The 24,659-nt window shown below is 69.5% G+C and carries 23 protein-coding genes and 1 pseudogene; 13 read left to right on the top strand and 11 right to left on the bottom strand.

What is annotated here, in order from left to right; all coding sequences use genetic code 11:
* Window positions 1-43: 43 nt before the first annotated feature.
* From SH922_RS12105 to SH922_RS12095, 3 genes are all read right to left on the bottom strand, one after another.
* Window positions 44-1,009, bottom strand: coding sequence for a DUF4429 domain-containing protein (locus SH922_RS12105; RefSeq protein WP_393057803.1), 966 nt, complete (start codon window positions 1,007-1,009; stop codon window positions 44-46).
* 116 nt (window positions 1,010-1,125) lie between these two features.
* The gene (locus SH922_RS12100) at window positions 1,126-2,337 is read right to left on the bottom strand and encodes an alpha/beta hydrolase (protein WP_393057801.1); all 1,212 of its coding nucleotides are present in this window, start codon (window positions 2,335-2,337) and stop codon (window positions 1,126-1,128) included.
* A gap of 216 nt (window positions 2,338-2,553) precedes the next feature.
* Window positions 2,554-3,234: a TetR family transcriptional regulator gene (locus SH922_RS12095; RefSeq protein WP_393057799.1), complete on the bottom strand. Its 681-nt coding sequence runs from the start codon at window positions 3,232-3,234 to the stop codon at window positions 2,554-2,556.
* A gap of 117 nt (window positions 3,235-3,351) precedes the next feature.
* Here SH922_RS12095 and SH922_RS12090 point away from each other — a divergent pair, with 117 nt between their 5' ends.
* On the top strand, window positions 3,352-4,953 hold the full coding sequence (locus tag SH922_RS12090) for an MFS transporter (protein WP_393057797.1): 1,602 nt from the start codon (window positions 3,352-3,354) through the stop codon (window positions 4,951-4,953).
* Window positions 4,954-5,134: 181 nt separating this feature from the next.
* Complete coding sequence (locus tag SH922_RS12085) at window positions 5,135-5,497, top strand: peptidase inhibitor family I36 protein (protein WP_393057795.1); 363 nt, start codon at window positions 5,135-5,137, stop codon at window positions 5,495-5,497.
* Window positions 5,498-5,567: 70 nt separating this feature from the next.
* Here SH922_RS12085 and aceE read toward each other — a convergent pair whose 3' ends face one another.
* Complete coding sequence (aceE, locus tag SH922_RS12080) at window positions 5,568-8,300, bottom strand: pyruvate dehydrogenase (acetyl-transferring), homodimeric type (RefSeq protein WP_393057793.1); 2,733 nt, start codon at window positions 8,298-8,300, stop codon at window positions 5,568-5,570.
* 528 nt (window positions 8,301-8,828) lie between these two features.
* On the opposite strand from aceE, the gene SH922_RS12075 reads away from it, so the two are divergent.
* The 6 genes from SH922_RS12075 (at window position 8,829) to SH922_RS12050 (ending at window position 13,426) form a co-directional block, all read left to right on the top strand.
* Entirely contained in the window at window positions 8,829-9,266 is a 438-nt protein-coding gene (locus SH922_RS12075) for a DUF3052 domain-containing protein (RefSeq protein WP_148017457.1), read from the top strand.
* 174 nt (window positions 9,267-9,440) lie between these two features.
* Window positions 9,441-9,899, top strand: a complete 459-nt coding sequence (locus tag SH922_RS12070) for a peroxiredoxin (RefSeq protein WP_393057791.1) — start codon at window positions 9,441-9,443, stop codon at window positions 9,897-9,899.
* A 149-nt stretch (window positions 9,900-10,048) separates the two neighbouring features.
* The gene (locus SH922_RS12065) at window positions 10,049-10,624 is read left to right on the top strand and encodes a TerD family protein (RefSeq protein ID WP_219572022.1); all 576 of its coding nucleotides are present in this window, start codon (window positions 10,049-10,051) and stop codon (window positions 10,622-10,624) included.
* 134 nt (window positions 10,625-10,758) lie between these two features.
* A complete protein-coding gene (locus SH922_RS12060) occupies window positions 10,759-11,334 on the top strand; it encodes a TerD family protein (RefSeq protein WP_148017459.1) in 576 nt (191 codons plus the stop codon).
* Between the two features lie 69 nt (window positions 11,335-11,403).
* The gene (locus tag SH922_RS12055) at window positions 11,404-12,537 is read left to right on the top strand and encodes a DUF475 domain-containing protein (RefSeq protein ID WP_393057788.1); all 1,134 of its coding nucleotides are present in this window, start codon (window positions 11,404-11,406) and stop codon (window positions 12,535-12,537) included.
* Window positions 12,538-12,691: 154 nt separating this feature from the next.
* Window positions 12,692-13,426, top strand: coding sequence for a Tellurium resistance (locus tag SH922_RS12050; protein WP_393057786.1), 735 nt, complete (start codon window positions 12,692-12,694; stop codon window positions 13,424-13,426).
* 19 nt (window positions 13,427-13,445) lie between these two features.
* Here SH922_RS12050 and SH922_RS12045 read toward each other — a convergent pair whose 3' ends face one another.
* A complete protein-coding gene (locus SH922_RS12045) occupies window positions 13,446-14,279 on the bottom strand; it encodes a TerD family protein (protein WP_393057784.1) in 834 nt (277 codons plus the stop codon).
* 221 nt (window positions 14,280-14,500) lie between these two features.
* Between SH922_RS12045 and SH922_RS12040 the strand changes: the two genes are divergently transcribed.
* The 4 genes from SH922_RS12040 (at window position 14,501) to SH922_RS12025 (ending at window position 20,033) form a co-directional block, all read left to right on the top strand.
* Complete coding sequence (locus SH922_RS12040; RefSeq protein ID WP_393057782.1) at window positions 14,501-15,664, top strand: HpcH/HpaI aldolase/citrate lyase family protein; 1,164 nt, start codon at window positions 14,501-14,503, stop codon at window positions 15,662-15,664.
* Between the two features lie 152 nt (window positions 15,665-15,816).
* A complete protein-coding gene (locus SH922_RS12035) occupies window positions 15,817-18,348 on the top strand; it encodes a phosphoribosyltransferase (RefSeq protein ID WP_393057780.1) in 2,532 nt (843 codons plus the stop codon).
* The gene (locus SH922_RS12030) at window positions 18,345-19,178 is read left to right on the top strand and encodes an HAD family hydrolase (RefSeq protein ID WP_393057778.1); all 834 of its coding nucleotides are present in this window, start codon (window positions 18,345-18,347) and stop codon (window positions 19,176-19,178) included. Before SH922_RS12035 ends, SH922_RS12030 begins: the two co-directional genes overlap by 4 nt.
* Before the next feature lie 195 nt (window positions 19,179-19,373).
* The gene (locus SH922_RS12025; RefSeq protein ID WP_393057776.1) at window positions 19,374-20,033 is read left to right on the top strand and encodes an O-methyltransferase; all 660 of its coding nucleotides are present in this window, start codon (window positions 19,374-19,376) and stop codon (window positions 20,031-20,033) included.
* Window positions 20,034-20,064: 31 nt separating this feature from the next.
* On the opposite strand, the gene SH922_RS12020 is transcribed toward SH922_RS12025, so the two are convergent.
* From SH922_RS12020 to SH922_RS12005, 4 genes and pseudogenes are all read right to left on the bottom strand, one after another.
* Complete coding sequence (locus tag SH922_RS12020) at window positions 20,065-20,283, bottom strand: zinc ribbon domain-containing protein (RefSeq protein WP_393057774.1); 219 nt, start codon at window positions 20,281-20,283, stop codon at window positions 20,065-20,067.
* A 54-nt stretch (window positions 20,284-20,337) separates the two neighbouring features.
* Window positions 20,338-20,928 carry a DUF4383 domain-containing protein gene (locus SH922_RS12015; protein WP_393057772.1) on the bottom strand — a complete coding sequence of 197 codons (591 nt, stop codon included), beginning with the start codon at window positions 20,926-20,928 and terminating at the stop codon, window positions 20,338-20,340.
* A 109-nt stretch (window positions 20,929-21,037) separates the two neighbouring features.
* Entirely contained in the window at window positions 21,038-22,453 is a 1,416-nt protein-coding gene (locus SH922_RS12010; protein WP_393057770.1) for a hypothetical protein, read from the bottom strand.
* 71 nt (window positions 22,454-22,524) lie between these two features.
* Window positions 22,525-23,091, bottom strand: a pseudogene (locus SH922_RS12005) (DUF4097 family beta strand repeat-containing protein); the annotation flags it as partial.
* A gap of 561 nt (window positions 23,092-23,652) precedes the next feature.
* Here SH922_RS12005 and SH922_RS12000 point away from each other — a divergent pair.
* A complete protein-coding gene (locus SH922_RS12000) occupies window positions 23,653-23,892 on the top strand; it encodes a helix-turn-helix domain-containing protein (RefSeq protein WP_393057768.1) in 240 nt (79 codons plus the stop codon).
* Window positions 23,893-24,134: 242 nt separating this feature from the next.
* Here SH922_RS12000 and SH922_RS11995 read toward each other — a convergent pair whose 3' ends face one another.
* The gene (locus SH922_RS11995) at window positions 24,135-24,398 is read right to left on the bottom strand and encodes a hypothetical protein (RefSeq protein WP_393057766.1); all 264 of its coding nucleotides are present in this window, start codon (window positions 24,396-24,398) and stop codon (window positions 24,135-24,137) included.
* Window positions 24,395-24,577, bottom strand: a complete 183-nt coding sequence (locus SH922_RS11990; RefSeq protein ID WP_393057764.1) for a hypothetical protein — start codon at window positions 24,575-24,577, stop codon at window positions 24,395-24,397. The genes SH922_RS11995 and SH922_RS11990 overlap by 4 nt, the downstream gene beginning before the upstream one ends.
* Between the last annotated feature and the right edge of the window lie 82 nt (window positions 24,578-24,659).

The raw sequence follows: 24,659 nt of genomic DNA, 5'->3' as shown, positions 1-24,659 counted from the left end.
ATCACCCGCCGGCACGAAAGGAGCGGCCGCGGACCGCGGGCCGCTACAGCTCCGCGAGCAGTTGTGCCTTCTTCGCGCTGAACTCGTCGTCCGTCACCAGACCCGCCTGGTGCAGCTCCCCGAGATGGCGGATCCGCTCCGCGATGTCCGCCGGATCCCGTCGTCCCGCGCCCACCAGGGCGGCCGCGGCCGCGACGGGCGTGGTCTGCTTCCTGCGGACGGATTCCAGTACGGCCGCGGCGAAGGGCAGCGACTCGTGCACCGGGCCGTAGCCGAGGCCGAAGATCACCGCGGCCGGGTCCTGGTCCACGCGGGTCGGACGCGCCGCCGTCGGCTGCGCACTCGGGGCGGTGCTCGTCAGCAGGCCCGCGCCCGGGCCGGTGGTCGCCGGTCCGGCGCCCGTACCGGTGGGTGGGCCCACGGACTCCAGTCCGCGCGGCACCAGCCGCAGATAGCCCTCGAAGGCCTCGGGCGAGCGCCATTCGACCCCGCTCAGCTCCGTGACCGGGAACGTCTGGTCGCCGGCCTTCCACTTCTCCGAGGAGGCACCCGTCCAGAACCACCGGAAGGAGATCCGGTCCCCGTCGAAGCTGGCCCTGCCGTCGTACGCCTTGAAGTGCATCGGGGCCTCGGGCGCCGCGACCAGGAACCGGTCGGCGGGTTCGCCCGCCTCGGGTCCCAGCCGTGCGCGCAGCTCGTCCGCGTAGTACTCGGCGAGGGTCTCGCGTTCGGCGGGGAGCACCAGGCGGTAGGGATCGCAGCCGTCCTTCAGCTGCCCGGCCGCCGCCTCCAGCAGTGGATCGGCACCGGGTCTCGGGACCGCACGCAGCACCACCGTGCCCCGCTTGCCCGGGGTCAGCGTCACCGACGACAGCGCCGCATGCGGCACACGGCGCTCACGAAGGCTCTGGAGGAGCCTCGGCGTACGGATACCCCGTTCGAAGCGGATGAGCACGGAGTCGGTGTCGAACTCCCAGGTGGCCTGAATTCCGGCCAGCACATCACCCATGTGCCTCATCGTATGCGGCACTTGCCCGCTCGTCCCCCTTCGGAGGCCCTCGCAATTCGTGGTCCGTCGCGGGTCTCTACGCGCGTCAGACCCGATCGCGCGGTTGGTTGCGCGTGTCAGAACGTCTCATGGCCGGAAATCTGGCTGTGGCAGCCGTTGTCGGTCTGGGCGCAGGTCACGGAGGCGTAGGCGCCGGCACCGATTGCGGCGAAGTTGCCGAGGCTCTCGGTTCCCGGCTCGAAATAGCCGCTGTGGCCGACCGCGTCGCCCGCCGACGCGATCCGCGCACCGAAGTCCGGATCCACCGGGTCGGCCCCGTGGCCGAGGCCCCCGACCTCCAGGTTCGGCACGTCCTCGATCCAGTCGTCCTGGTCCCGCATCGCCCACACATTGGCCCGGGTGTGCAGCTGGCCTGCGTTGTCGGCCCGCATGCCGGGGCTTCCCGCGACCGCGATGTCCGTCACCCGGGCAGGCAGTTGGTCCGCGGCGACGCCGCACAGGACGGAGCCGTAGCTGTGGCAGAACAACGAGACGGGAGCGGTCCCCGGGAGCGAGCCGACCAGTGCGTCCAGCCGGACCGCCCCGCGCTCGGCGAGGTTGCCCAGGGCCGCGTCCATGCCGATGCCGGCCGGTGCGGTGTAGTCGGCCCAGGCGATCACCGCGGTCCGCACGCCGGGATGTGCGGAGTGCTCGGCCGCGTACAGCGACTTGGCCATGCCGACGGGCGCGGCGTTCGTCTTGCTTCCGGTGCGTTCCAGCGTCAGGAGGTTCGTGTCGACGCCCGGGACGATCACCGAGACCCGGTCGGCCCGGTCGAGGTCGCCGAACACCTCGGCGGCGTGGCCACGGCCCGACGGGTCGAACGCGAGGAAGTGCCGGCCTTCGGTGAGCATCGACCGGAAGCGGTCCACCCGGTGCTGCGCCTCGGCGCGGCCGTCGGGGGAGAGCCTGGGGTCGTGCACCCGGGTCTGCTCCGTCGTGCGCGCCTGCTCCAGCGCCAGCCGGTTCGCCTGGTAGCGCAGGGTGACCGGGGCGCCGTTCAGATTCCCCACCACGAGGGGGTACTTGCGGGCCAGCCCGGTGCCCTGCGCGTCCGTGAGCGCGGCGAAGAAGTGCGCCAGCTTGTACGGAGGCGCATCCGCCGACGGGAGCGCGCGTCCCGCTATCGATCCCTTGGCCCAGGAAGCGAGTGCGACGGTGCGTGGCGCGTCGGAGTGCTGATGACGCACGGCGGTCCAACCTGTGGTCGCCAGCATCACGAACACGACCGCGATGGCGAGCAGAGCGCGCCAGGCGGTGAGCGTGGGGGAGGAGTCGAAGGAAGTCACTCCGGCCCACATTAGGAGACGCACGCAAGGCGTCGTTAAGCGGGTGACGCACATCACCCGTCCACGGGGAAGAGAACGCCGTTTCGCTCACGCTGTGTTCGGCCTTGCGGCACGCTCCGACGCGCCCGGCGCCGCCGGGGTGCCGCATCGGGGCGCCGTGGCCCGCCTGTTGTGAGGTCGGTCATGTGTCGCGCCTGAGGCGTGCGGCACACCACCTCAGTTGAGGTGCGCCGTCTCGGCCGGGTGCGCGCGCCAGTCCCCGGCGAGGGCCGGGCCCAACTGGTCCAGATAGGTCTCGGTCAGCGTCCGCAGCGCGTCCATGCTCCCGTCGCGGCCCCGCCCCCACAGCTGCCCGGTCACCCGCATCACTCCGGAGAACGCGGCGACGGCGACGCGCGGACGCGGATCCCGTGTCATGTCCAGGCCCTCGCGCTCGGCGATGAGTCCGGCGATCTGCTCCTCCAGGGCGACGCTGCGCCGCATGTGGGCGGCGAGCAGGGAGGGCGTCGATTCGATCATCTGGTACGTCCGCATGTGGAGTTCGACCGGAATGAGGGCCTCGATGGCCTCTCCGATGCTGTTCCAGGCGCCCAGGACCGCGCGACGCATGGCCTCGAAAGGGGTTTCGGCGGCGGGACGTTGACGCAGTTCGAGGATGAAGCGCGACTCCACCATGTCCTGGACGGCGAAGACGACCGACTCCTTGCCCGCGAAGTAGCGGAAGAAGGTGCGCTGGGAGACCTCGACGGCGTCGGCGATCTCGTCGACGGTGGTCTCCTCGTACCCCTGGGTGGTGAAGAGGTCGAGGGCGGCGCGGAGCAGGGCGTCCCGGGTGCGTCGCTTCTTGCGTTCGCGCAGCCCGGCGGGCCGGCCTGCGGATCGCTGCCCGTCGGTCACTGAACCGGCCCCCTTTTCCCTGCTTTGTCCAGCTCAGCCTACCTGTGAGCTACGTGACAGTTACCGACTTGTGGATCGGTTTGTCAACTGTCAGCGACTGACACTAATCTCCCGCGTATGACTAGTCAGACCACCGTCGAAAAGGCGTCGCAGGAACCTTTCGGCCCCGCACCTGCCAAGGGGCTGCGCGGCCACCCCTGGCTGACGCTCTTCTCCGTGGCCATCGGCGTGATGATGGTCGCGCTCGACGGCACGATCGTCGCGATCGCCAACCCCGCGATCCAGCACGACCTCGGCGCCTCGCTCGCCGATGTCCAGTGGATAACCAACGGCTACATGCTGGCCCTCGCGGTCTCCCTGATCACCGCGGGCAAGCTCGGTGACCGGTTCGGCCACCGCCAGACCTTCCTCATCGGCGTCGTCGGCTTCGCCGCGGCATCGGCGGCCATCGGCTTCTCCGGCAGCGTTGTCCTGGTGATCACGTTCCGCGTGCTGCAGGGCCTCTTCGGTGCTCTGCTGATGCCGGCCGCACTCGGCCTGCTGCGCGCCACCTTCCCGGCCGAGAAGCTGAACATGGCGATCGGCATCTGGGGCATGGTGATCGGCGCCTCGACCGCGGGCGGCCCGATCCTGGGCGGCGTGCTCGTCGAGCACGTCAGCTGGCAGTCCGTCTTCTTCATCAACGTGCCGGTCGGCGTGATCGCCCTCGTCATGGGCGTGCTGATCCTCAAGGACCACCGCGCCGAGAACGCGCCGCGCTCCTTCGACATCGCCGGCATCGTGCTGCTGTCGACGGCGATGTTCTGCCTGATCTGGGCGCTCATCAAGGGCGCGGAGTGGGGCTGGGGCGACCTCAAGACGGTCGGCTTCCTGGTGGCCGCCGTCATTCTGTTCGTCGCGTTCACCCTCGTCCAGCAGCGCGTCAGGGAACCGCTGATCCCCCTGGCGATGTTCCGTTCCGTGCCGCTGTCCGCGGGCACGGTGCTGATGGTGCTGATGGCCTTCGGCTTCATGGGCGGCCTGTTCTTCGTCACCTTCTATCTCCAGAACGTGCACGGTCTGAGCCCGGTCGACAGCGGTCTGCACCTGCTGCCGCTGACCGGCATGATGATCGTCGCCTCGCCGCTCGCGGGCGCCATGATCACCAGGTTCGGTCCGCGGGTTCCGCTCGTCGGCGGCATGGTGTGCACCGCGGTCGCGATGTTCGGCATGTCCCAGCTGACCGTCGGTACCGGCACCTTCACCATGTCGATCTGGTTCGCCCTGCTCGGCCTCGGCCTCGCACCGGTCATGGTCGGCGCCACCGAGGTCATCGTGGGCAACGCCCCGATGGAGCTGTCCGGTGTCGCCGGTGGTCTGCAGCAGGCCGCCATGCAGGTCGGTGGCAGCCTCGGTACGGCGGTGCTGGGCGCGATCATGGCAGCCGGGGTCGACTCCGAGCTTCCCGGCAACTGGAAGGAAGCGCAGCTTCCGCCGCTGTCGCCCGAGCAGCTGGAGCAGGCGTCCTCGGCCATCAAGGTCGGCATGCCGCCGGTCGCCGAGGGGACCCCGCCGGACGTCGCGGGCAAGATCGTGGGCGTCGCCCACGACACCTTCGTCTCGGGCATGAGCACGGCCTTCATGGTCGCCGGCATCGTCGCGGTGATCGCCGCCCTGGTCGCCACCCTGACCAAGCGCGGGGAGAACGCCGAGGCAGGCGCGGGCGCCGGTCACATCTGACCTGACCTGACCCGCCCCGGCGCCCCCGGGCGTCAACACAGCGCGTACGACAGCCCCGCCGGAACGTTCCGGCGGGGCTGTCGCCTATCAGGGTGATCCCACCCCGGGCCCCTTCCCGGGCCGCTGCCGCGCGGCTCAGGGTGGGTGCGGAAGATCCACATCAGCACGGGGGTTGATTCACATGCGTACGACCGTTGTCGCGGCCGCCCTGGCCGCCACCGCGCTCATCCCACAGGCTCCGGCCCAAGCCGCACCCGGCCGGCTCGGGGACTGCGGAAGCGGCCAGCTCTGTCTCTGGGCGAAACCCGACTTCACCGGCGCCCGGCAGGTCCACGAACTCTCCACCATCGACATCGAGAGCTGCGTACCACTGAAGGCGGGCGCCACCGTCCAGGCGCTGGTCAACCGCACGGGCCGCCCCGTCACCACCTACCAGTCCGCTGAGTGCGCGGAGACCGGCGAGTTCGACACGTACCCGGGCGGCGGCACCTGGGTCCCGCGCACCCCGTACCAGGTGCGTGCCTTCAAGATCTGGGAGAACTGACCGCATACGGAGAACGCCGCGGGGCGGCGGGACCCGAGGGTCCCGCCGCCCCGCGGCCGTGTGTTCGTCCCTACGCGTCGCCGCCCGCGGCGCCCGGGTCCGCCGAGGCCACGTCCAGCAGGTCGTACCGGTCGACCGCGGTCTTCAGCGCCGAACGGTCGATCTTCCCTTCCTTGGCGAGCTCCGTGAGCACCGCCAGGACGATCGACTGCGCGTCGATGTGGAAGAACCGCCGCGCCGCGCCCCGCGTGTCCGCGAAGCCGAAGCCGTCCGCACCCAGCGACTGGTACGCACCGGGCACCCAGCGCGCGATCTGGTCCGGCACGGACCGCATCCAGTCCGAGACCGCCACGAACGGCCCCTGGGCGCCGGACAGCTTGCGCGTCACATACGGGACGCGCTGCTCCTCCTCCGGGTGCAGCAGGTTGTACCGCTCCACGTCCACGGCCTCGCGCCGCAGCTCGTTCCAGGAGGTCGCCGACCAGACGTCCGCCTTCACGTTCCACTCGTCGGCGAGGATGCGCTGCGCCTCGACCGCCCACGGGACCGCCACGCCGGACGCCATGATCTGGGCCGGGATCTCGCCCTTCTCGCCGCTGCTGTAGCGGTAGACGCCCTTCAGGATGCCCTCGGCGTCCACATCGGCGGGCTCGGCGGGGTGCTGGATCGGCTCGTTGTAGACGGTGAGGTAGTAGAAGACGTCCTCACTGTTCTCGCCGTACATCCTGCGCAACCCGTCCTTGACGATGTGCGCGATCTCGTACCCGAACGCCGGGTCGTAGGCGACACAGGCCGGGTTGGTCGAGGCGAGCAGCTGCGAGTGGCCGTCCGCGTGCTGGAGGCCCTCGCCCGTCAGCGTCGTACGGCCGGCGGTCGCACCGAGCACGAAGCCGCGCGCGAGCTGGTCGGCCATCTGCCAGAACTGGTCACCGGTGCGCTGGAAACCGAACATCGAGTAGAAGACGTACACCGGGATCAGCGGCTCGCCGTGCGTGGCGTACGCCGAACCCGCGGCGATCAGCGAGGCCGTGCAGCCCGCTTCGGAGATGCCGTCGTGCAGCATCTGCCCGGTCGGCGACTCCTTGTAGGCGAGCAGCAGATCGCGGTCCACCGACTCGTACTGCTGGCCGAGCGGGTTGTAGATCTTCGCGCTCGGGAAGAACGCGTCCATACCGAAGGTGCGGTACTCGTCGGGCGCGATCAGCACGAAACGCTTGCCGATCTCCTTGTCCCGCATGAGGTCCTTCAGGATGCGGACGAACGCCATGGTGGTGGCGATCGATTGCTGACCCGAACCCTTCTTCGCGGTCGCGTACGTCTTGTCCTCGGGCAGGACCAGCGGCTTCGCCCGCACCACACGCGTCGGGACGTAGCCGCCCAGACCCTTGCGGCGGTCGTGCATGTACTGGATCTCCTCCGAGTCGCGGCCCGGGTGGTAGTACGGCGGGTTGCCGTCCTCCAGCCGGGAGTCCGCGATCGGGATGTGCAGCCGGTCCCGGAAGCGCTTGAGGTCCTCGGCCGTGAGCTTCTTCATCTGGTGGGTCGCGTTGCGGCCCTCGAAGTTCGGCCCCAGCGTCCAGCCCTTGACCGTCTGCGCCAGGATCACCGTCGGCTGGCCCTTGTGGGCCTTGGCCGCCGCGTACGCCGCGTAGACCTTCTTGTGGTCGTGGCCGCCGCGCCCGAGGTGCAGGATCTGCTGGTCGGTCATGTCCTTGACCATGTCCCGCAGCCGCGGGTCGTCACCGAAGAAGTGGTCCCGGATGTACGCACCCGTCTCGGTGGCGTACGTCTGGAACTGCCCGTCCGGCGTCGTGTTCAGCTTGTTGACCAGGATGCCCGTGCGGTCCTGCGCCAGCAGCGGGTCCCAGGAGCGGTCCCAGACCAGCTTGATGACGTTCCAGCCGGCGCCCCGGAACTGCGACTCCAGCTCCTGGATGACCTTGCCGTTGCCGCGCACCGGGCCGTCGAGGCGCTGCAGGTTGCAGTTGACGACGAAGGTCAGGTTGTCCAGGCCCTCGCGGGCGGCGATGGAGAGCTGGCCGAGCGACTCCGGCTCGTCCATCTCGCCGTCACCGAGATACGCCCAGACGTGCGAATCGGAGGTGTCGGCGATGCCGCGCGCCTCCATGTAGCGGTTCATCCGCGCCTGGTAGATCGCGCCGAGCGGGCCGAGGCCCATCGACACGGTCGGGAACTCCCAGAAGTCCGGCATCAGCCGCGGGTGCGGGTAGCTGGACAGGCCGTTCGGAGCCTTCGACCTCTCCTGGCGGAAGGCGTCGAGCTGCGTCTCGCTCAACCGGTCCAGCAGGAAGGCGCGGGCGTAGATCCCGGGGGAGGCGTGTCCCTGGAAGAAGATCTGGTCGCCGCCCCGGCCGTCGTCCTTGCCGCGGAAGAAGTGGTTGAAACCCACGTCGTACAGCGAGGCGGAGGAGGCGAACGTGGCGATGTGACCGCCCACGCCGATCCCCGGACGCTGCGCACGCGACACCATCACGGCCGCGTTCCAGCGGGTCGCGTTGAGGACCTTGCGCTCGATCTCCTCGTCGCCGGGGAAGAACGGCTCGTCCTTCGTGGCGATCGTGTTCACGTAGTCCGTGCTGCGCATCTCCGGCACGGCGACACGCTTCTCGCGCGCGCGCTCGATGAGCCGGAGCATGAGGTAGCGGGCCCGCTCACGGCCTCGCTCGTCGACGGCGGCGTCGAGGGAGTCGAGCCATTCCTGGGTCTCTTCGGGATCGAAATCCGGGACCTGACTCGGAAGGCCGCCAATGATGATCGGGTTGCGATCGGATCCGGAAGCCACGCTGTTCCTTCGCTGTTCGGTGCTGCTCTACGGGGCCTGGTCACGGGAGTCGTCCCCCGGTGTGTCTGCGCGTACGCCAACCCATCGTGTACCGCGAGGAGGCAAACGTCATCTCTACCGAGAGGTAACCGCCGACTTTCGCGGCTCCGCGTCCCGGACGGGTGCACGGGCCGCGCCGAAGCGGTATCCGGCCGGGGAGGAGGCATCAGGCAGGATGGCCGGGCAGTATGGGTCGGGCAAACCGCAACCATACGCCCAAGGCGGCCAAGCGTTCCCAAACGCTGTTCGACTCCGATTGCCGGACCGAAACCGCATAAGCTGTTCAAGGACGTAAAGGGTGTGGACGGCAGCGCCGGCTCCCGCGGAGGGTCCGCCGACAGTGCGGTGACGTGGCAGGGAACGTCACCGTTTAGGCGGTCTCGTACGCTGGGTACTTGCGCGATCCGCCGCTCCCGTGTGGACTACGGCCAACGCCCCGCGCACGCGCGTGGCTGAAGCATTTTCCGAAACATGATCAGGAGGCAACCCGTGAGCGCGACCGCGGACCACGCGGAGGAGCGGACCAACCCGGCAGCACGCCTGGGGTTCGAGCCCGGACAAGTGGTCCAGGAGATCGGCTACGACGACGACGTCGAGCTGGAGCTCCGTGAGGGCATTGAGGCCACTACCGGCCAGGATCTCGTCGATGAGGAGTACGACGACGTCGCAGACGTCGTCCTGCTCTGGTTCCGCGACGAGGACGGCGACCTTACGGACGCGCTGGTGGATGCCATTGGTCTGCTCGAGGACGGCGGTACGGTCTGGCTGATGACGCCGAAGACCGGCCGTGACGGATACGTCGAGCCGAGCGACATCAACGAGGCTGCCCAGACAGCCGGTCTCGCCCAGACCAAGAGCATCAGTGCGGGCAAGGACTGGACGGGCAGCCGTCTGGTCACGCCGAAGGCGGCCAAGGCCAAGCGCTGAACCGCACTCGCCCCTGAAGGCCCCGGACGGCATCACGCCGTCCGGGGCCTTCGTACATTCCCCGCACGTCCGCAGGAACCTTCCACGGGTGCCGCACGGCCGCCCCACGCCTCTGCGTAGGGTGGGAGTCACCCGGACAGCCCAGCCCGGCGACGTAGCGAAGGGACGCGTTTCATGGCGATCGAGGTCGGCACCAAGGCCCCGGAATTCGAGCTGAAGGACAACCACGGCCGGACCGTGAAGCTCTCCGACTTCCGCGGTGAGAAGAACGTGGTGCTGCTGTTCTACCCGTTCGCCTTCACCGGCGTCTGCACGGGCGAGCTCTGCGCGCTGCGCGACGAGCTGCCCACGTTCGAGAACGACGACACGCAGCTGATCGCCGTCTCGAACGACTCCATCCACACCCTGCGCGTCTTCGCCGAGCAGGAGGGTCTGGAGTACCCGCTGGTCTCGGACTTCTGGCCGCACGGCGAGACCTCGCGTGCGTACGGCGTCTTCGACGAGGACAAGGGCTGCGCGGTGCGCGGGACCTTCATCATCGACAAGGAGGGCGTGGTGCGCTGGACGGTCGTCAACGGCCTGCCCGACGCGCGCGACCTCAACGAGTACGTCAAGGCGCTCGGCTCTCTCTGATCCGAGATCCGGTGGATCTCGCGGCGACCCCGGCCAAAAGCCTGTTTTGGCCGGGAACCGGTCACTAGGATCCACTCGTTGATCGGATGCCAACACGACGTGGAGGCGCCGGCACCGGCCGGCCCCCAAAGAAACCAATGGGAGGACTCGTGGGAGTCAGCCTCAGCAAGGGCGGCAACGTCTCGCTGACCAAGGCCGCGCCCAACCTGACCGCGGTCATCGTGGGTCTGGGCTGGGACGCTCGTACCACCACCGGCGGAGACTTCGACCTCGACGCCAGCGCCCTGCTGACGAACGCCGAGGGCAAGGTCGGCAACGACGGCAACTTCGTCTTCTTCAACAACCTCAAGAGCCCCGACGGTTCCGTCGAGCACACCGGTGACAACCTCACCGGTGAGGGCGAGGGCGACGACGAGGTCATCAAGGTGAACCTGGCCGGTGTCCCGGCCGACGTGGACAAGATCGTCTTCCCGGTCTCGATCTACGAGGCGGAGTCCCGCCAGCAGAGCTTCGGCCAGGTGCGCAACGCGTACATCCGCGTGGTCAACCAGGCCGACAACACCGAGCTCGCGCGTTACGACCTCAGTGAGGACGCCTCGACGGAGACCGCCATGGTCTTCGGTGAGCTGTACCGCAACGGTGCGGAGTGGAAGTTCCGCGCCATCGGTCAGGGCTACGCCTCGGGTCTGCGCGGCATCGCGCAGGACTTCGGCGTCAACGTCTAGCCGGCGGTCCGGGGCGCGCGTCCCGGACCGCACCAGCATGTCCCGTCCGGCGCCGCACCCAGTGCGGCGCCGGACGCGCTCAGCAGGCGGATTCACCGGTTCATCAACGGTTCATCGACTCGGGGAGGACACACATGGGCGTCACGCTCGCCAAGGGAGGCAATGTCTCCCTCTCCAAGGCCGCACCCAATCTCACCCAGGTGCTCATCGGGCTCGGCTGGGACGCACGATCCACGACGGGGGCGGATTTCGACCTCGACGCCAGCGCACTGCTGTGCCAGTCGGGCCGGGTGCTCGGCGACGAATGGTTCGTGTTCTACAACAACCTCACGAGCCCCGACGGCTCCGTCGAGCACACCGGTGACAACCTCACGGGTGAGGGCGAAGGCGACGACGAGTCGGTCATCGTGAACCTCAACGAGGTGCCGGCCCACTGCGACAAGATCGTCTTTCCGGTCTCCATCCATGAGGCCGACAATCGCGGACAGACGTTCGGCCAGGTCAGCAATGCGTTCATCCGGGTGGTCAATCAGGCCGACGGCCAGGAACTCGCGCGTTACGACCTCAGCGAGGACGCCTCGACGGAGACCGCGATGATCTTCGGTGAGCTGTACCGCTACAACGGTGAGTGGAAGTTCCGTGCAGTAGGACAGGGGTACGCGTCGGGGCTGCGAGGCATCGCTCTAGACTTCGGGGTCAACGTTTCGTAAAGCCGCGCACGGCGCGGGGGAGCCCCGTGCTCTTCGGGGGAGACCCTTACACACATGATGGGGTAGCCAGTGGTTCTGAAAACCTTCGGCTGGTCGTTCGCGATTACCGCGATCGGTCTGGTCGCAGCGTGGTTCTACGGGGGGTGGGAAGCCTTCGGAGTGGTGGCGATCCTTTCCGTCCTGGAGATCTCGCTGTCCTTCGACAATGCGGTGATCAACGCCGGAATCCTGAAGAAGATGAGTGCCTTCTGGCAGAAGATCTTCCTCACGGTCGGTGTGCTCATCGCGGTCTTCGGTATGCGGCTGGTGTTCCCCGTCGTGATCGTGGCCGTCACCGCCAACCTGGGACCGATCGAGGCAATCGATCTTTCCTTCAACGACCCGGACCGCTACAAGGAACTGGTCACCGACGCCCACCCGGCGATCGCCGCTTTCGGTGGCATGTTCCTGTTGATGATCTTCCTCGACTTCATCTTCGAGGACCGTGACATCCAGTGGCTGCGCTGGATCGAGCGCCCGCTCGCCAAGCTCGGCAAGGTCGACATGCTGTCGGTCTGCATCGCGCTGATCGTCCTGCTGATCTCGGCCATGACCTTCGCGACCCAGGCGCACCAGCACGGCGGCGGACACGCGGACAAGGCCGAGACGGTCATGCTGGCGGGCATCGCGGGTCTGATCACGTACCTCGTCGTCGGCGGTCTCTCCGGCTTCTTCGAGAACAAGCTCGAAGAGGAGGAGGAACGCGAGCACGAGGCTGAGGAAGAGGCCAAGCGGACGGGCAAGAAGATCTCCGCGGTCGCTCTCTCCGGCAAGGCCGCGTTCTTCATGTTCCTCTACCTGGAAGTGCTCGACGCGTCCTTCTCGTTCGACGGTGTCATCGGCGCCTTCGCGATCACCAACGAGATCGTGCTGATGGCTCTGGGTCTCGGTATCGGTGCCATGTACGTCCGTTCGCTCACGGTCTACCTGGTCCGTCAGGGCACCCTGGACGACTACGTCTACCTGGAGCACGGCGCGCACTACGCGATCGGTGCTCTGGCCATCATCCTGCTCGTCACGATCCAGTACGAGATCCACGAGCTCATCACCGGTTCTGTCGGCGTCATCCTGATCGCCTGGTCCTTCTGGTCCTCGGTCCGGCGCAACAAGGCGATCGCGGCCGACGGAGGCGAAGGCAGTACGGAAGTCTCCGCCGGGGTGTGACCCGGCAGGGAATGAGGAACGCTCTCTGCGGGGCGGCTCGTACGGCGACGGCTTCGGGGAACACCCCGGAACCGGCCCGGAGCCGCCCCGCAGCGGTGCGTGCGTCGCATGTGCCGCGTGCGACCGGTGGGGCCGACACGTATGGGGGTTGGGGATGGCGTTCTGGAACAGCCTGTGGCCGGGGCGGGAGGCGCAGTTCGAGTCGGGCAACGCGGCCACCAACTCCATCGTGCTCTCGCGGCGGCACTCCACGGTCTCACTGACGAAACAGGGCGCGCTGACCGGCAACCTCCGGGTCAACCTCTCCTGGCAGATGCGTACGTCCGACATCGAGGGCCGGTCCCGGCAGAGCGGCCGGCTGCTGCGGCCGTTGAAGCTCTTCCAGCCCGATGTGGTCCAGGCGCACACCCAGGGTGTGGTCAACGTCGACCTGGACCTGGGCTGCATGTACGAACTGGCGGACGGCACCAAGGGCGTGGTGCAGCCGCTCGGCAATCTGCTCGGTGATCTGAATGCGCCGCCGTACATCAAGCTCAGCGGCGACGACCGTTTCGGATCGGCGTCCGGGGAGACCGTCTACGTCAACCTCGACCAGCGTGACCAGATCAAGCGGATGCTGTGCTTCGTCTACATCTACGACCAGACCCCGGCCTTCGAGCGTACGCACGCGAAGGTGACGCTCTACCCGGGCAACGGTCCGCGCATCGAGATCGAGTTGGAGGAACGGGCCCCGCAGGCCCGCTCGTGTGCCGTGTTCACGCTGGAGAACGTCAAGGGCGAGCTGATCGTGCGGCGCGAGGTGAAGTTCGTGTACGGCTTCCAGTCGGAGCTGGACCGGCTGTACGGGTACGGCATGCAGTGGGGGCGCGGCTACAAGACCCGCGCGTAGCGGCGGCCCGTGCGGTGGGTCAGGGCCGTATGAACTGCGGCCCCTGCGGTGGCAGGACGAAATTCGGGTCGGGTGCGTGCGCTGCCGCCGCCGCGGGCTGCGGATAGCCGTAGGCGGGCTGTGCGGCGGCCGGCTGGGGGTAGCCGTAGGCAGGCTGCGGGGCGGGTGCGGCAGGGGCCGCAGCGGGCTGCGGATAGCCGTACGCGGGCTGCTGGTGCTGGACCGTGGCCTGCGCGTCGGGGCCGGGTGCCGGTGCGGGCGGGAACGCGGGACGGGGCGGCGGCGTCGGATCGGGCTCGGCGGCGGCCTCCGACTCGTCCACCGAGATGCCGAAGGCGGTCGCGAGTCCGATGAGGCCGGTCGGATACCCCTGTCCCACGGCCCGGAATTTCCAGCCATCGCCGCGCCGGTACAGCTCGCCGCAGATGATGGCGGATTCCTCGCCGGTCTCAGGCCGCACGTCGAAGAAGGCGAGCGGTTCGCCGCCCGCCGCCGCGGCGTCGTAGAGCAGGATGCGGAGATCGCGCACGTGCCCGAAGACGGCCCCGTCGGAGGACGCGGCGATGACGACCTGGTCGACCGAGGGGTCGAGCGCGTTCAGGTCGGCCTCGATGGTGTCCGTCAGGCCCTCGGGCAGGCTTCGCTTCGGCAGCCGTCGCACCAGGCCGGAGGGGTGGCGGGGCTGGTTGTAGAAGACGAAGTCCTCGTCGGAGCGCACGCGGCCGCCGGAGCCGAGCAGCAGGGCCGAGGCGTCCACATCGGGTACCCCGGTGCCCGGGGTCCAGCGCAGCACGGCCCGTACAGCCATGGCGTCGAGTGGGACGTTCGAGCCTTTCACCATCGCGTGCGTCATGCCCGTCATCCTGCCTGCTGGCTGCCCGTGCGGACAACGTGGGGGTCGCAAGCCGTGTCTCGCGGGTATGTCGGAACGATCCCCTCCGCACCCTTCGGAACCATCGCTAAATGGACGAGTTACCCGGAATTCATGTGGGAAGGGAACTGCCGACACCCCTCCGTACGTACTATTACCGGCCACACGTTGTCCGGCCGGCCAGGTAGTACGGGGGGAATCACATGCGTCATTTCGGGCATATCGCGCCTGCCGCGAGGGGCGATCTGTTCTTCCGGGAGCCGTGCGCCTTCGACGCAGGGTCGCCGGCCCCGGTCCTCGCGGCCGCCCTGGGCGCCACGCTCTACAGCCCCGCCACCCGGCCCAGGCTCGCCGACGACGTCATCAAGCAGGCCCGCCGCGGAGTCGTCTCCATGGTGTTGTGCCTGGAGGATTCGATCGACGACTCCGAGGTGCCGGCCGCCGAGGAGAACCTGGTCCGACAGTTCGCCGACCTCGCGGCGCGCGGCGGTGAACTGCCCCTGCTGTTCATCCGCGTCCGCGAACCGCACCAGATCACCGACCTCGTGCGCCGGCTCGATGAATCCGTCCGATTGTTGTCCGGTTTTGTACTTCCCAAGTTCACGCAAGAGCGTGGCGTTCCGTTCATGGAGGCGCTCACCAAGGCCGAGTCCGCCTGCGGCCGACGGCTCTTCGCCATGCCCGTGCTCGAATCCCCCGAACTGCTGCACCTGGAGACCCGCCAGGAGGTCCTCCAGAAGATCGCCCGCACCGTCGACACCTACCGTGACCGGGTGCTTGCCCTGCGCCTCGGCGTCACCGACTTCTGCTCGGCGTACGGACTGCGCCGGGCGCCCGACATGACGGCGTACGACGTCCGGATCGTCGCCGATGTCATCGCCGACGTAGTCAACGTGCTGGGCCGGGCGGACGGGACGGGCTTCACCATCACCGGCCCCGTCTGGGAGTACTTCAGGCTTCAGGAGCGCATGTTCAAGCCACAGCTGCGCCGCAGCCCCTTCCTGGAGGGCCGGGCGGAGGAGCTTCGTACGGCCCTGATCGAGCACGACCTGGACGGGCTGCTGCGGGAGATCGAGCTCGACCGGGCCAACGGCCTCCTCGGCAAGACCTGCATCCACCCCTCGCACGTCGCGCCCGTGCACGCGCTGTCCGTGGTCAGTCACGAGGAGTTCAGTGACGCGCAGGACATCCTGCGGCCTGAGCGCGACGGTGGCGGGGTGCTGCGCTCGTCGTACACGAACAAGATGAACGAGGTGAAGCCCCACCGCGCCTGGGCCGAACGCACGCTGCGGCGGGCCGAGGTCTTCGGCGTGGCGAAGGAGGACGTCGGCTTCGTGGAACTGCTGGCGGCGGGCGTCGCGGAATGAGCGGTGCGGGTGCGGGGGTTCCCCAGTAGGGACCGCATGCCACCTGGTGAGCGGGTGTGTCACGGACGGCAGGTCCCGGGTTCGGGTGTGTGCACAGACGACGGGTCCGCGTGGGCGGGCGCGTGACAGGCCAACGGAAAGAGACAGCGAACGTGGTGTGGTCGGGTAGCTGGGTCGCGGAGCGGCTGGGCGTCGAGCTGGTGGGCGACGGGGAGCTCCGCGAGCTGCTGGGCCTCGCCCTGCGGCGCAACCCCAAGCGGGCACATCTGCTCGTGTCCAACGTGCTCGGCAAGCATGTGCCGCAGCGCCCCTCGGTGGTGTACGGCGCCGGGGTCGAGCTCGGCCGCCGGGTACGCGAGCTGCTCGGCGAGGACGGGGCACGGCACGCGGTCGTGCTCGGCTACGCGGAGACGGCCACCGGACTCGGTCACGCCGTCGCCGACGGGCTCGGATCGGCGCCCTACCTCCACTCGACGCGACGCCCCGTCGAGGGCGTGGCGCGGGCGGGCGGCTTCGAGGAGTCGCACTCGCACGCCACCTCGCACCTGCTGCTGCCGGAGGACCCGGACCTGCTGGCAGGTGACACGAGCGGCGACGACGGCTCCCCGGACGCGACCCTCGTCCTCGTGGACGACGAGTTCTCCACCGGCAACACCGTTCTCAACACCATCCGCGCCCTGCACGAGCTCTACCCGCGCAAGCGGTACGTCATCGTGGCCCTGGTCGACATGCGCTCGCCGGCCGACCAGGGGCGGCTCGCCGAGTTCGCCGAGGAGATCGGCGCCCGGGTCGACCTGGTGGCGAGGAACACGGGCACGGTCCGCCTCCCGGAGGGCGTCCTGGAGAAGGGGCAGGCGCTCGTCGCCGAGCAGGAAGCGGCGCAGCAGGCGGCGCAGCTCCCGGTCGCGTGGCCCGGGGGAAAGCCCCAGCCGCTGTGCAACCTTCCCCGCCCACACACCCGGATCGACCTCCAGTGGCCCGCCGGAGTGCCCGACGGCGGCCGGCACGGCTTCACCCCCGCACACCGCGCACTCCTGGAACCCGCCCTCCCCGCCATGGCGGACCGCATCGCGCAGGCCCTGGGCGAGCACCCCCGCCGCGTCCTGGTCCTCGGCTTCGAAGAGCTCATGTACGCGCCCCTGCGCCTGGGCACCGCCCTGGAGGAGCGCACCGGCGCCGAGGTCCGCTACTCCACCACGACCCGCTCCCCGGTCCTCGCCGTGGACGACCCGGGCTATGCGATACGCACCCGGCTGGTCTTCCCGGCCCACGACGACCCGGCCGACGGCCCGGGCGAGCGCTACGCGTACAACGTCGCGGGCGGCGGCTTCGACGCCGTGGTCCTCGTCGTCGACTCCACCGCCGACACCCACGCGCTGCACGGCCCCCGCGGCCTGATGCAGCAGCTCACCCCGCATGCCGCCCAGGTCCTGCTGGCGGTCGTCCCCTCGTACGTACCGCCCGGGGCCACCGTCACCGAGCCGGCCCCGTCGTACGCCCCCCAACGGCAGGAAGAACCCGCCATGCTGCCCGAGCCCCTCCGCGGCCCCGCCTTCTCCTCCTACGCACCGGACGAGGTCGGCTGGCTGCTCCAGGACCTGTCGGACACCGAGCTGGAGGCGCCCACGGAGGAGCGCGAGGAGGCGATACAGAGCGGTGGCGCGCACTACGCCGAGTCGCTGCCCGTCGAGTACCAGCCCTCCGAGCAGTACCAGGACCTGTTCAAGGCGGCCCTGGACCTGTCGGCCGCCCGCATCGCCCGCGCCGTCGGCACGGTCACCGAGACGGTCCTCGCCGAGCGCGGCCCCCGCCCCGTTCTCGTCTCGCTGGCCCGGGCCGGTACCCCCGTCGGCGTACTGATGCGCCGCTGGGCCCGCCTCCGCCACGGCATCGACCTGCCGCACTACGCCGTCTCGATCGTGCGCGGCCGCGGCATCGACGCCAACGCCCTGCGCTGGCTGGCCGCCCACCACAACCCGGCCGACATCGTCTTCATCGACGGCTGGACCGGCAAGGGCGCCATCACCCGCGAACTGGCCGCGGCGATCGCGGAGTTCGAGGTGGCCGACGGAATCGAGGGCCTCAACCCGGAGATCGCGGTCCTGGCCGACCCGGGCGGCTGCGTCCGCACGTACGGCACCCGCGAGGACTTCCTGATCCCCTCCGCCTGCCTCAACTCCACCGTGTCCGGGCTGATCTCCCGTACGGTCCTGCGCTCCGACCTCGTCGGCCCCGACGACTTCCACGGCGCGAAGTTCTACCGGGAGCTCGCCGGATCCGATGTCTCCGGCCACTTCCTCGACACCGTCACCGACCGGTTCGGCGAGGTCGCCGGCGCCGTGGACGCCGAGGTCAAGGAGCTGCTCACCGCCGACCGCGCACCGACCTGGGAGGGCTGGGCCGCGGTGGAACGCATCAGCGAGGAGTACGGCATCCACGACGTGAACCTCGTCAAGCCGGGCGTCGGCGAGACGACCCGCGTCCTGCTGCGCCGCGTCCCGTGGAAGATCCTCGCCAAGCGCGGCGCCGGCGCGGACCTGGAACACATCAGGCTGCTTGCGCAGCAGCGTGGCGTGCCGGTCGAGGAGGTCGACGAACTCCCGTACACCTGCGTCGGATTGATCCACCCCAAGTACACGCGCGGGGCGACCGGCGCGGACGGCAAGGCGGTGGAGTCCAAGTGACCTCCCCCGTGACGCTGGTCGCCAGCGACCTCGACCGCACCCTCATCTACTCCGCGGCCGCCCTCCAGCTCCCGATGCCGGACGCCGAGGCCCCCCGCCTGCTCTGCGTCGAGGTGTACGACAAGAAGCCCCTGTCATACGTCACGGAGGCGGCCGCGGCCCTGCTCGACGAGCTGACCCGCTCCCCGTCCACGGTCTTCGTACCGACCACCACCCGCACCCGCGAGCAGTACCACCGCATCCACCTCCCGGGACCCGCCGCAGAGTTCGCGATCTGCGCCAACGGCGGACACATCCTGGTGGACGGCGAGTCCGACCGGGACTGGCAGCGGACCGTGGCCGGCAGGCTGGCCGAGGAGTGCGCCTCGCTCGACGAGATCCGCGCCCATCTCGTCTCCGCCGCCGACCCCGCCTGGCTGCTCAAGGAGCGGGTCGCCGAGGACCTCTTCGCCTATCTCGTCGTCGACCGGCCCCTGCTGCCCGCCGACTGGACCAAGGAACTCGCGGCATGGGCGGAGCCGCGCGGCTGGACCGTCTCGCTGCAGGGCCGCAAGATCTACGTCGTACCGCGTCCGCTCACCAAGAGCGCGGCCATGCGCGAGGTCGCCCGCCGCACCGGCGCCACGCTCACCCTGGCCGCCGGTGACTCCCTCCTCGACGCCGACCTGCTGCTCGCCGCCGACCGCGGCTGGCGCCCCGGCCACGGCGAACTGGCCGACGCCGGCTGGAGCGCCCCGCACGTCGCGGCGACCGCCGAGAGCGGTGTGGCCGCGGGTGAGGAGATACTGCGACGCTTCCTGGAGGCGTCGAGCCTGCGCCGGGCGGCCTGAGCCGAGGGCTTGCGGGCGCGTACCGCTGAGCCGAGGGGCCCGGCGTCGCGTACCGCTGCGACGAGGGCCCGTCGGCGCACGCGGCCGCCAGGCCCCGACGCGCCGCCGAATTCGCTCGAACCGGCCCGCCCGCCGACTACAGTCACCGCGTTCCCGCCCGTCGGGGGAGCACTCGGCCGAGCAGGGAGTGGTGCGATGACCAAGGGCAACCAGACCAAGATCACGGATGAGCTGTACGCGTACATGCTGGCGCACAACCCGCCGCTGGACGCGGTGCAGCGCGAGCTGGTGGAGACCACGTACGCCAGGCTTCCCGACTACGCGGGCATGCAGTCGGCCGCGGAACAGGGCCCGCTGCTCGCCTTCCTCGTCCGGCTGACCGGGGCCCGGCACATCGTGGAGGTCGGGACCTTCACCGGGTTCTCCGCCCTGGCGATGGCCCAGGCACTGCCGGCCGACGGACGGCTGATCGCGTGCGACATCTCGGAGGAGTGGACCGCCTACGGCCGTGAGGCCTGGGCGAAGGCAGGCGTCGCCGACCGGATCGAACTACGGATCGCCCCGGCCCTCGACACACTGCGGGCCATGCCCGCGGAGCCGCACATCGACTTCGCCTACCTGGACGCGGACAAGGAGAACTACATCGCGTACTGGGAGGAACTGGTGCCCCGGATGCGCCAGGGCGGCCTCATCACCACGGACAACGTGCTCTTCCACGGCGGCGTGACGGACCCGCGGGCGACCGGGGCGGCGGCGGCCATCCAGGAATTCAACAACCACGTGTCCGCCGACCCGCGGATGGACAGCGTGCTGCTCACGGTGTCGGACGGACTGACGCTGTCGCGCAAGCGGTAGCGGTGGCGGGGGCCGTCGGGGGCGCGACGGCTCAGCCGCAGCAGCCCCCACCGCAGCAACCGCCGCCTCCGCCACCGGCCGAGGGCGCGGGACCGGAACCGGCCGCACCGCCCACGGCGACGGCCGACAGAAGCTTGACGGTGTCCTCGTGCCCGGCGGGGCAGGAGGCGGGGGCCGAGGACTCGGCCATCGGACGGCTGAGTTCGAAGGTGTCTCCGCAGGAGCGGCAGCGGTACTCGTAACGAGGCATGCCCCCAGGCTATCGGCCGGGACGGGCAACGGGCAGGTGGACCGCCCACACCTTCTACGAACCGTCAGGCCGGACGACGGGCATCTCCCCGACCGCCCGCCGTCGCGCGAGCCGCTGCTCACGCGCGGCTTCCTCGGGATGGCGGGCTCGCCAGTAGGGATTGTCATGGGGGAGCCCGCCACTGACGCGGCCGTACATCCCGAACATCATCAGCATCAGCCCGACCACGAAGCTGAAGAGCACGTTCTGCATCTCGAAGGCGAGGAAGTTGAGCCCGGTGTCGAGCAGGGCGAGATTGACGAAGCCACTGAGGATGAAGGCGATGCCGAGCACCATGTTGAGCGTCGAGGCGAAGTTGCCGCTGATGACCATCCCGATGAACAACAGCAGTCCGACGCAGATCGACAGCACGCTGAGCGCGCCGTTGGTGCTCAGACCCGCGACGGTGTCGCCGCCGGTGTCGAAGAAGCCGACCTTGTCGATCAGTCCCAGGATGCCGAAGACGAGCAGCACCAGACCCATCAGTCCGGCGCCGATCCGGTAGAAGCGGCTGAGCCGGTGGTCCACCGGCAGCTGCTCATCGAGCCGGGTGGCCTTGCGATGGGCGGCCGGGCGTCGTGCGGGACGCAGTACATGGGTGGCCATAAAGCCTCCTTCGTGTACTACCAGGATCTCGCCGGGACGGGGCCGCCGCACGTCAGGGCGGCCGCGACCGCGGAACGCACGCCCTGCCCCGATCGTCAGGCACCGGTCATCACGCGCCGGCGCCGGCGCCGCGCTCCTCACGGATGTCGGAGACGACGCGCGCGGCGGTCTGCCGTACGCCCTCCGTCACGGTCAGGAAGTGCCAGTAGTCGGGGTGCCGACCCTCAAGGGCGGTGACCGCCTGGTCGAGCCGGGCCACCGCGTCATCGAGCGGCTGGGCGTGGCGCGGCTCGGGTGTGTGGCGCCCGGCCATGGCGAGGCGCTGGGCGTCGCGGATGGCGAAACGGGTGCGCTGGATCTCCTGCTGCGGGTCCTTGGCCACGGCGTCCAGCCGCTGCAGCCGGTCACCGGCCGCGGACACCGCCTCGTCCGTGGCGTTGAGCAGGGCCCGTACCGTACTCAGCCGCGACGTGGCGTCCGCCCAGCGCTGCTCGTCACGCGCCTTCGCGGCCTCCTTGAGCTTCTCCTCGGCCTGGCGCACATTGACGGCCGCCTGCTCGGGAACCGGCTGGAGGTCCTGCCAGCAGGCCGCCGAGAACCGTCGCCGCAGCTCGCTGAGCACCGGCTCGACGGAGTCCGACCGGGTCGTCAGGGCCTGTGCCCGCGTACGCAGCGTCACCAGCCGCTTGTCGATCTCGGAGGCCCGCTCGGGCAGCTGCGCCGCCTCTGCGCGTACGGCTTCGGCATCGCGCAGCACCTGATCGGCGCGTTGCAGCGTCTCGGGCACACCGTGCCGGCCGGCGCCCTGGTTGAGCTTGGTCAGCTCGGGGGCGAGGGCGGCCAGCCGCGCGGCGAGATCGTCTGCCCGCAGTCCGGACGCGCGCACCGCGTCGAGAGCATTGCTCGCGGACAGGAGCGCCTGTCGCGCCCGCTCCACCGCGGGGGCGAGCCGGGCGAGCTGAGTCTCGGCGGTCCCCAGCAGCGGACCGAGCCCGGCGGCGAACCGGTCGAGCTCACCCTTGACGCGTACGAGCTCGTCCTTGGCGGCTGACAGCTCGCTCCGGGCACGGGAGGCGACCGAAGGCTCAAGATCATCCCGGTCGAGATCGTGCGCGTCGACGGCCGTGATGTAGGCATGGCTCGCCTCGTCGATGCGCCGCCCGAGAGCGGCGAAGTCATCGACGGCCTTCCGGGCGGCCGGCGAACTGTCCACGGCCGTGATGGTCTCGATGGAGATCTGCAGATCGCGCTGGGCGGTGTCGAGCTCGTAGAAGGCCTCGGCGGCGGCATCCTTCGCGGCCTGAGCCTCGGCCCGCTGCCCCTCCCCGCGCCCACCGAACCAACGCCTCGTCCCGCCCCCGGCGACGGCGGCAGGCAGGGCCGCCACCAGCAGCGGCACGGGCAGCAGCATCAGCAGCAGGGCATCGCGAACGACGCGGCCGCGGCCGTACCGGCTGGCAGGGACATCACTGACGGCGGAACTCCCACCCGCTCTCGCCTGCGGCTTCGCGTGTGTCGCCGTCACATCCCTCTCCCGTGCTGATTCGCCCTGCCCGGTACATTCTCCCACCAGGTAAGGACGAACACACGGGCCTGTTAGTTCGCGCTTCGCACAGTGACTTCGCCGTTGTCGCTGTGCGCCTTCACGGCATGCGGACTGTCGTCACTGCGAGGCACCTTCACGGAGACATTCCCGTTGTCGGCCGACGCGGACACGGCGTACCGGTTCTTGCCCGCCGGCAGATCGATGGTGATGCTCCCGTTGTCACTGACGCTGTCCACCAGATCCGGAACACGGCTGAAGTCGAGCTTCACCGAGCCATTGTCCGAGCGGGCCACCACGGACGCCCCCGAGAGCCGCTCGCCGCTGACGGAGCCGTTGTCGCTCTTCAGCTCCAGCGGCCCGGTGACATCCCGCACGACGACTCCGCCGTTGTCGGAGAAGAGCTTGAGCGGCGTACCGAACCCGGACGCGGTGACCTTCCCGTTGTCCGCATCCACGGTCAGCGCGAGCCCACGAGGCACCTTCACCTGGTGCTGCGCCACGCAGTCACTGATCATCGCGTCGCACTTCACCCGAAGCGTCAGCGTGTCGCCCTCAAGCTTCCACACGGGATCCGGTCCACTCCCGAACACGACCCACCCGTCGACCCTGCGGCTTACAAAGCAGATGTCGGCGGTTCGAAACCGTCCGCGCCCACAGTAAGAAACCGCAGGTGAGAGCCTGAATTGGCCTCCTGGTCCACACGGATCGGGGGGCCTTTTCCATGATCGAGGCCACATAGAGGCCACATCGCCCGCAGATAGGCCCCTGCTCATCACTCGATAGAGGGACTGGATTCGGTGGCCTCGGCACGTAGAGTGCGGGCCATGGGAGGGGCAGGTGTGTCTCCCCGCGCGCGCCTGACACGCGCCTCCCGGTATCTGTGGTGTTCCGGCGGGGAGGCCGGGCCCACAGGAGCGAGGCCCCCACCGGGTTTATCGGTGGGGGCCTTCTGCTGCCCACGGTAAACCGCCCCGCACCCAAGAGGATGCGGGGCGGGGCGTCTTGACTGAGTCATGACGCCATGCGGCGCAATATGGCGGACACGCGAACGCCAATGCACCGCATCGATGCCACGTCCTTTCGGATGTGGCTGTTCAGGATTGCGTGCCTCAGGCACCTAAACAAGATGTAGGGTCTGCCCTACATACATTCGATCTTGGTCCGGTCAGCGTGGACAAATGCCGCGCTCCGTCCCCCCGCCCGACTGGGTACTCACCCGCCGCCGGGCCATCGGAGACAACATCCGCGCCGCCCGCACCACCGCGAAGCTCACCCAGCAGCAAGTCGCCGAACGCATCGACATGGACAGGGCCACCTACAACCGCGTCGAGCAGGGACACAGCGCGGCCCTCATCGACAGCCTCATCCTCATTGCCGACGCCCTCGGGGTACCGCTCGCCGACCTCGTGCGGGAGTAGAGCCCCGGCCGATCAACGGGGGCTGGCCGACCGGGGCCGAATGACCCGCCCGCACCCCGGCCGCCGCCGACCTCGGGTACGGGCGGGAGCTCAACGGGACGGGTAGCTGTAGGTCTTCGGCCGGGGCGGTGGTGTGCACGGCACCCGGTGTACGACGATTGTGATCCCCGGACCGGACGCACCAGGGATCGTGTACGGGACCGACTCGTCGGGGCTGAGCGGCTGGTCACAGCGGTCGCACATCATCGCCCCTCCTCCGCCAGCGGGTTGCCAGGGGCTGGGGTGACGCGGAGGAAACTCGTGATGATCGCCCGGTAGCCACGGTGGTCCGGGTTACGGCCAGCGTGCCGTAGCGCCCAGTCCTCGGCCGGCCCGCGTTCGTCTTCCGCGTCGGACCGGTCCGTGCACGTCGTGCACTCCACCTCGTACAGCGGGCCCGAGGCGCCCTCCTCGCGGTCGACGCTGATCGTCCAGTCCGCGTTCCGGATCACCGATCGCACGGTCATGCCACCGGCTCCGAAAGGGTCGGCGCAGCACCGTACAGGTGCGCGTGCGTCGGGCAGGCGTACACCCGCGTGCCGGCCCCGGACGAGGAATGCACCTCGTCGACGACGACCGGGTCGCGGGTCAGCTGCCCGTCGTGGCAGCAGTACTCAAGCTGCGGGAGTGGTGCCTGTTCGTTCATGGTGATGCCTCTCTCCGACCCGACTCGGCTATGAGCACCATCGTCTGAGGGGCAGTCGGGCGATCCGATACACAGGCTGTAT

Origin of the sequence: Streptomyces sp. LN549 (genome assembly GCF_043203805.1) — a bacterium.
Lineage (GTDB): Bacteria > Actinomycetota > Actinomycetes > Streptomycetales > Streptomycetaceae > Streptomyces.
Note: the sequence above shows the minus strand (reverse complement) of the source record. Positions and strands in the feature narration are given on the sequence as shown.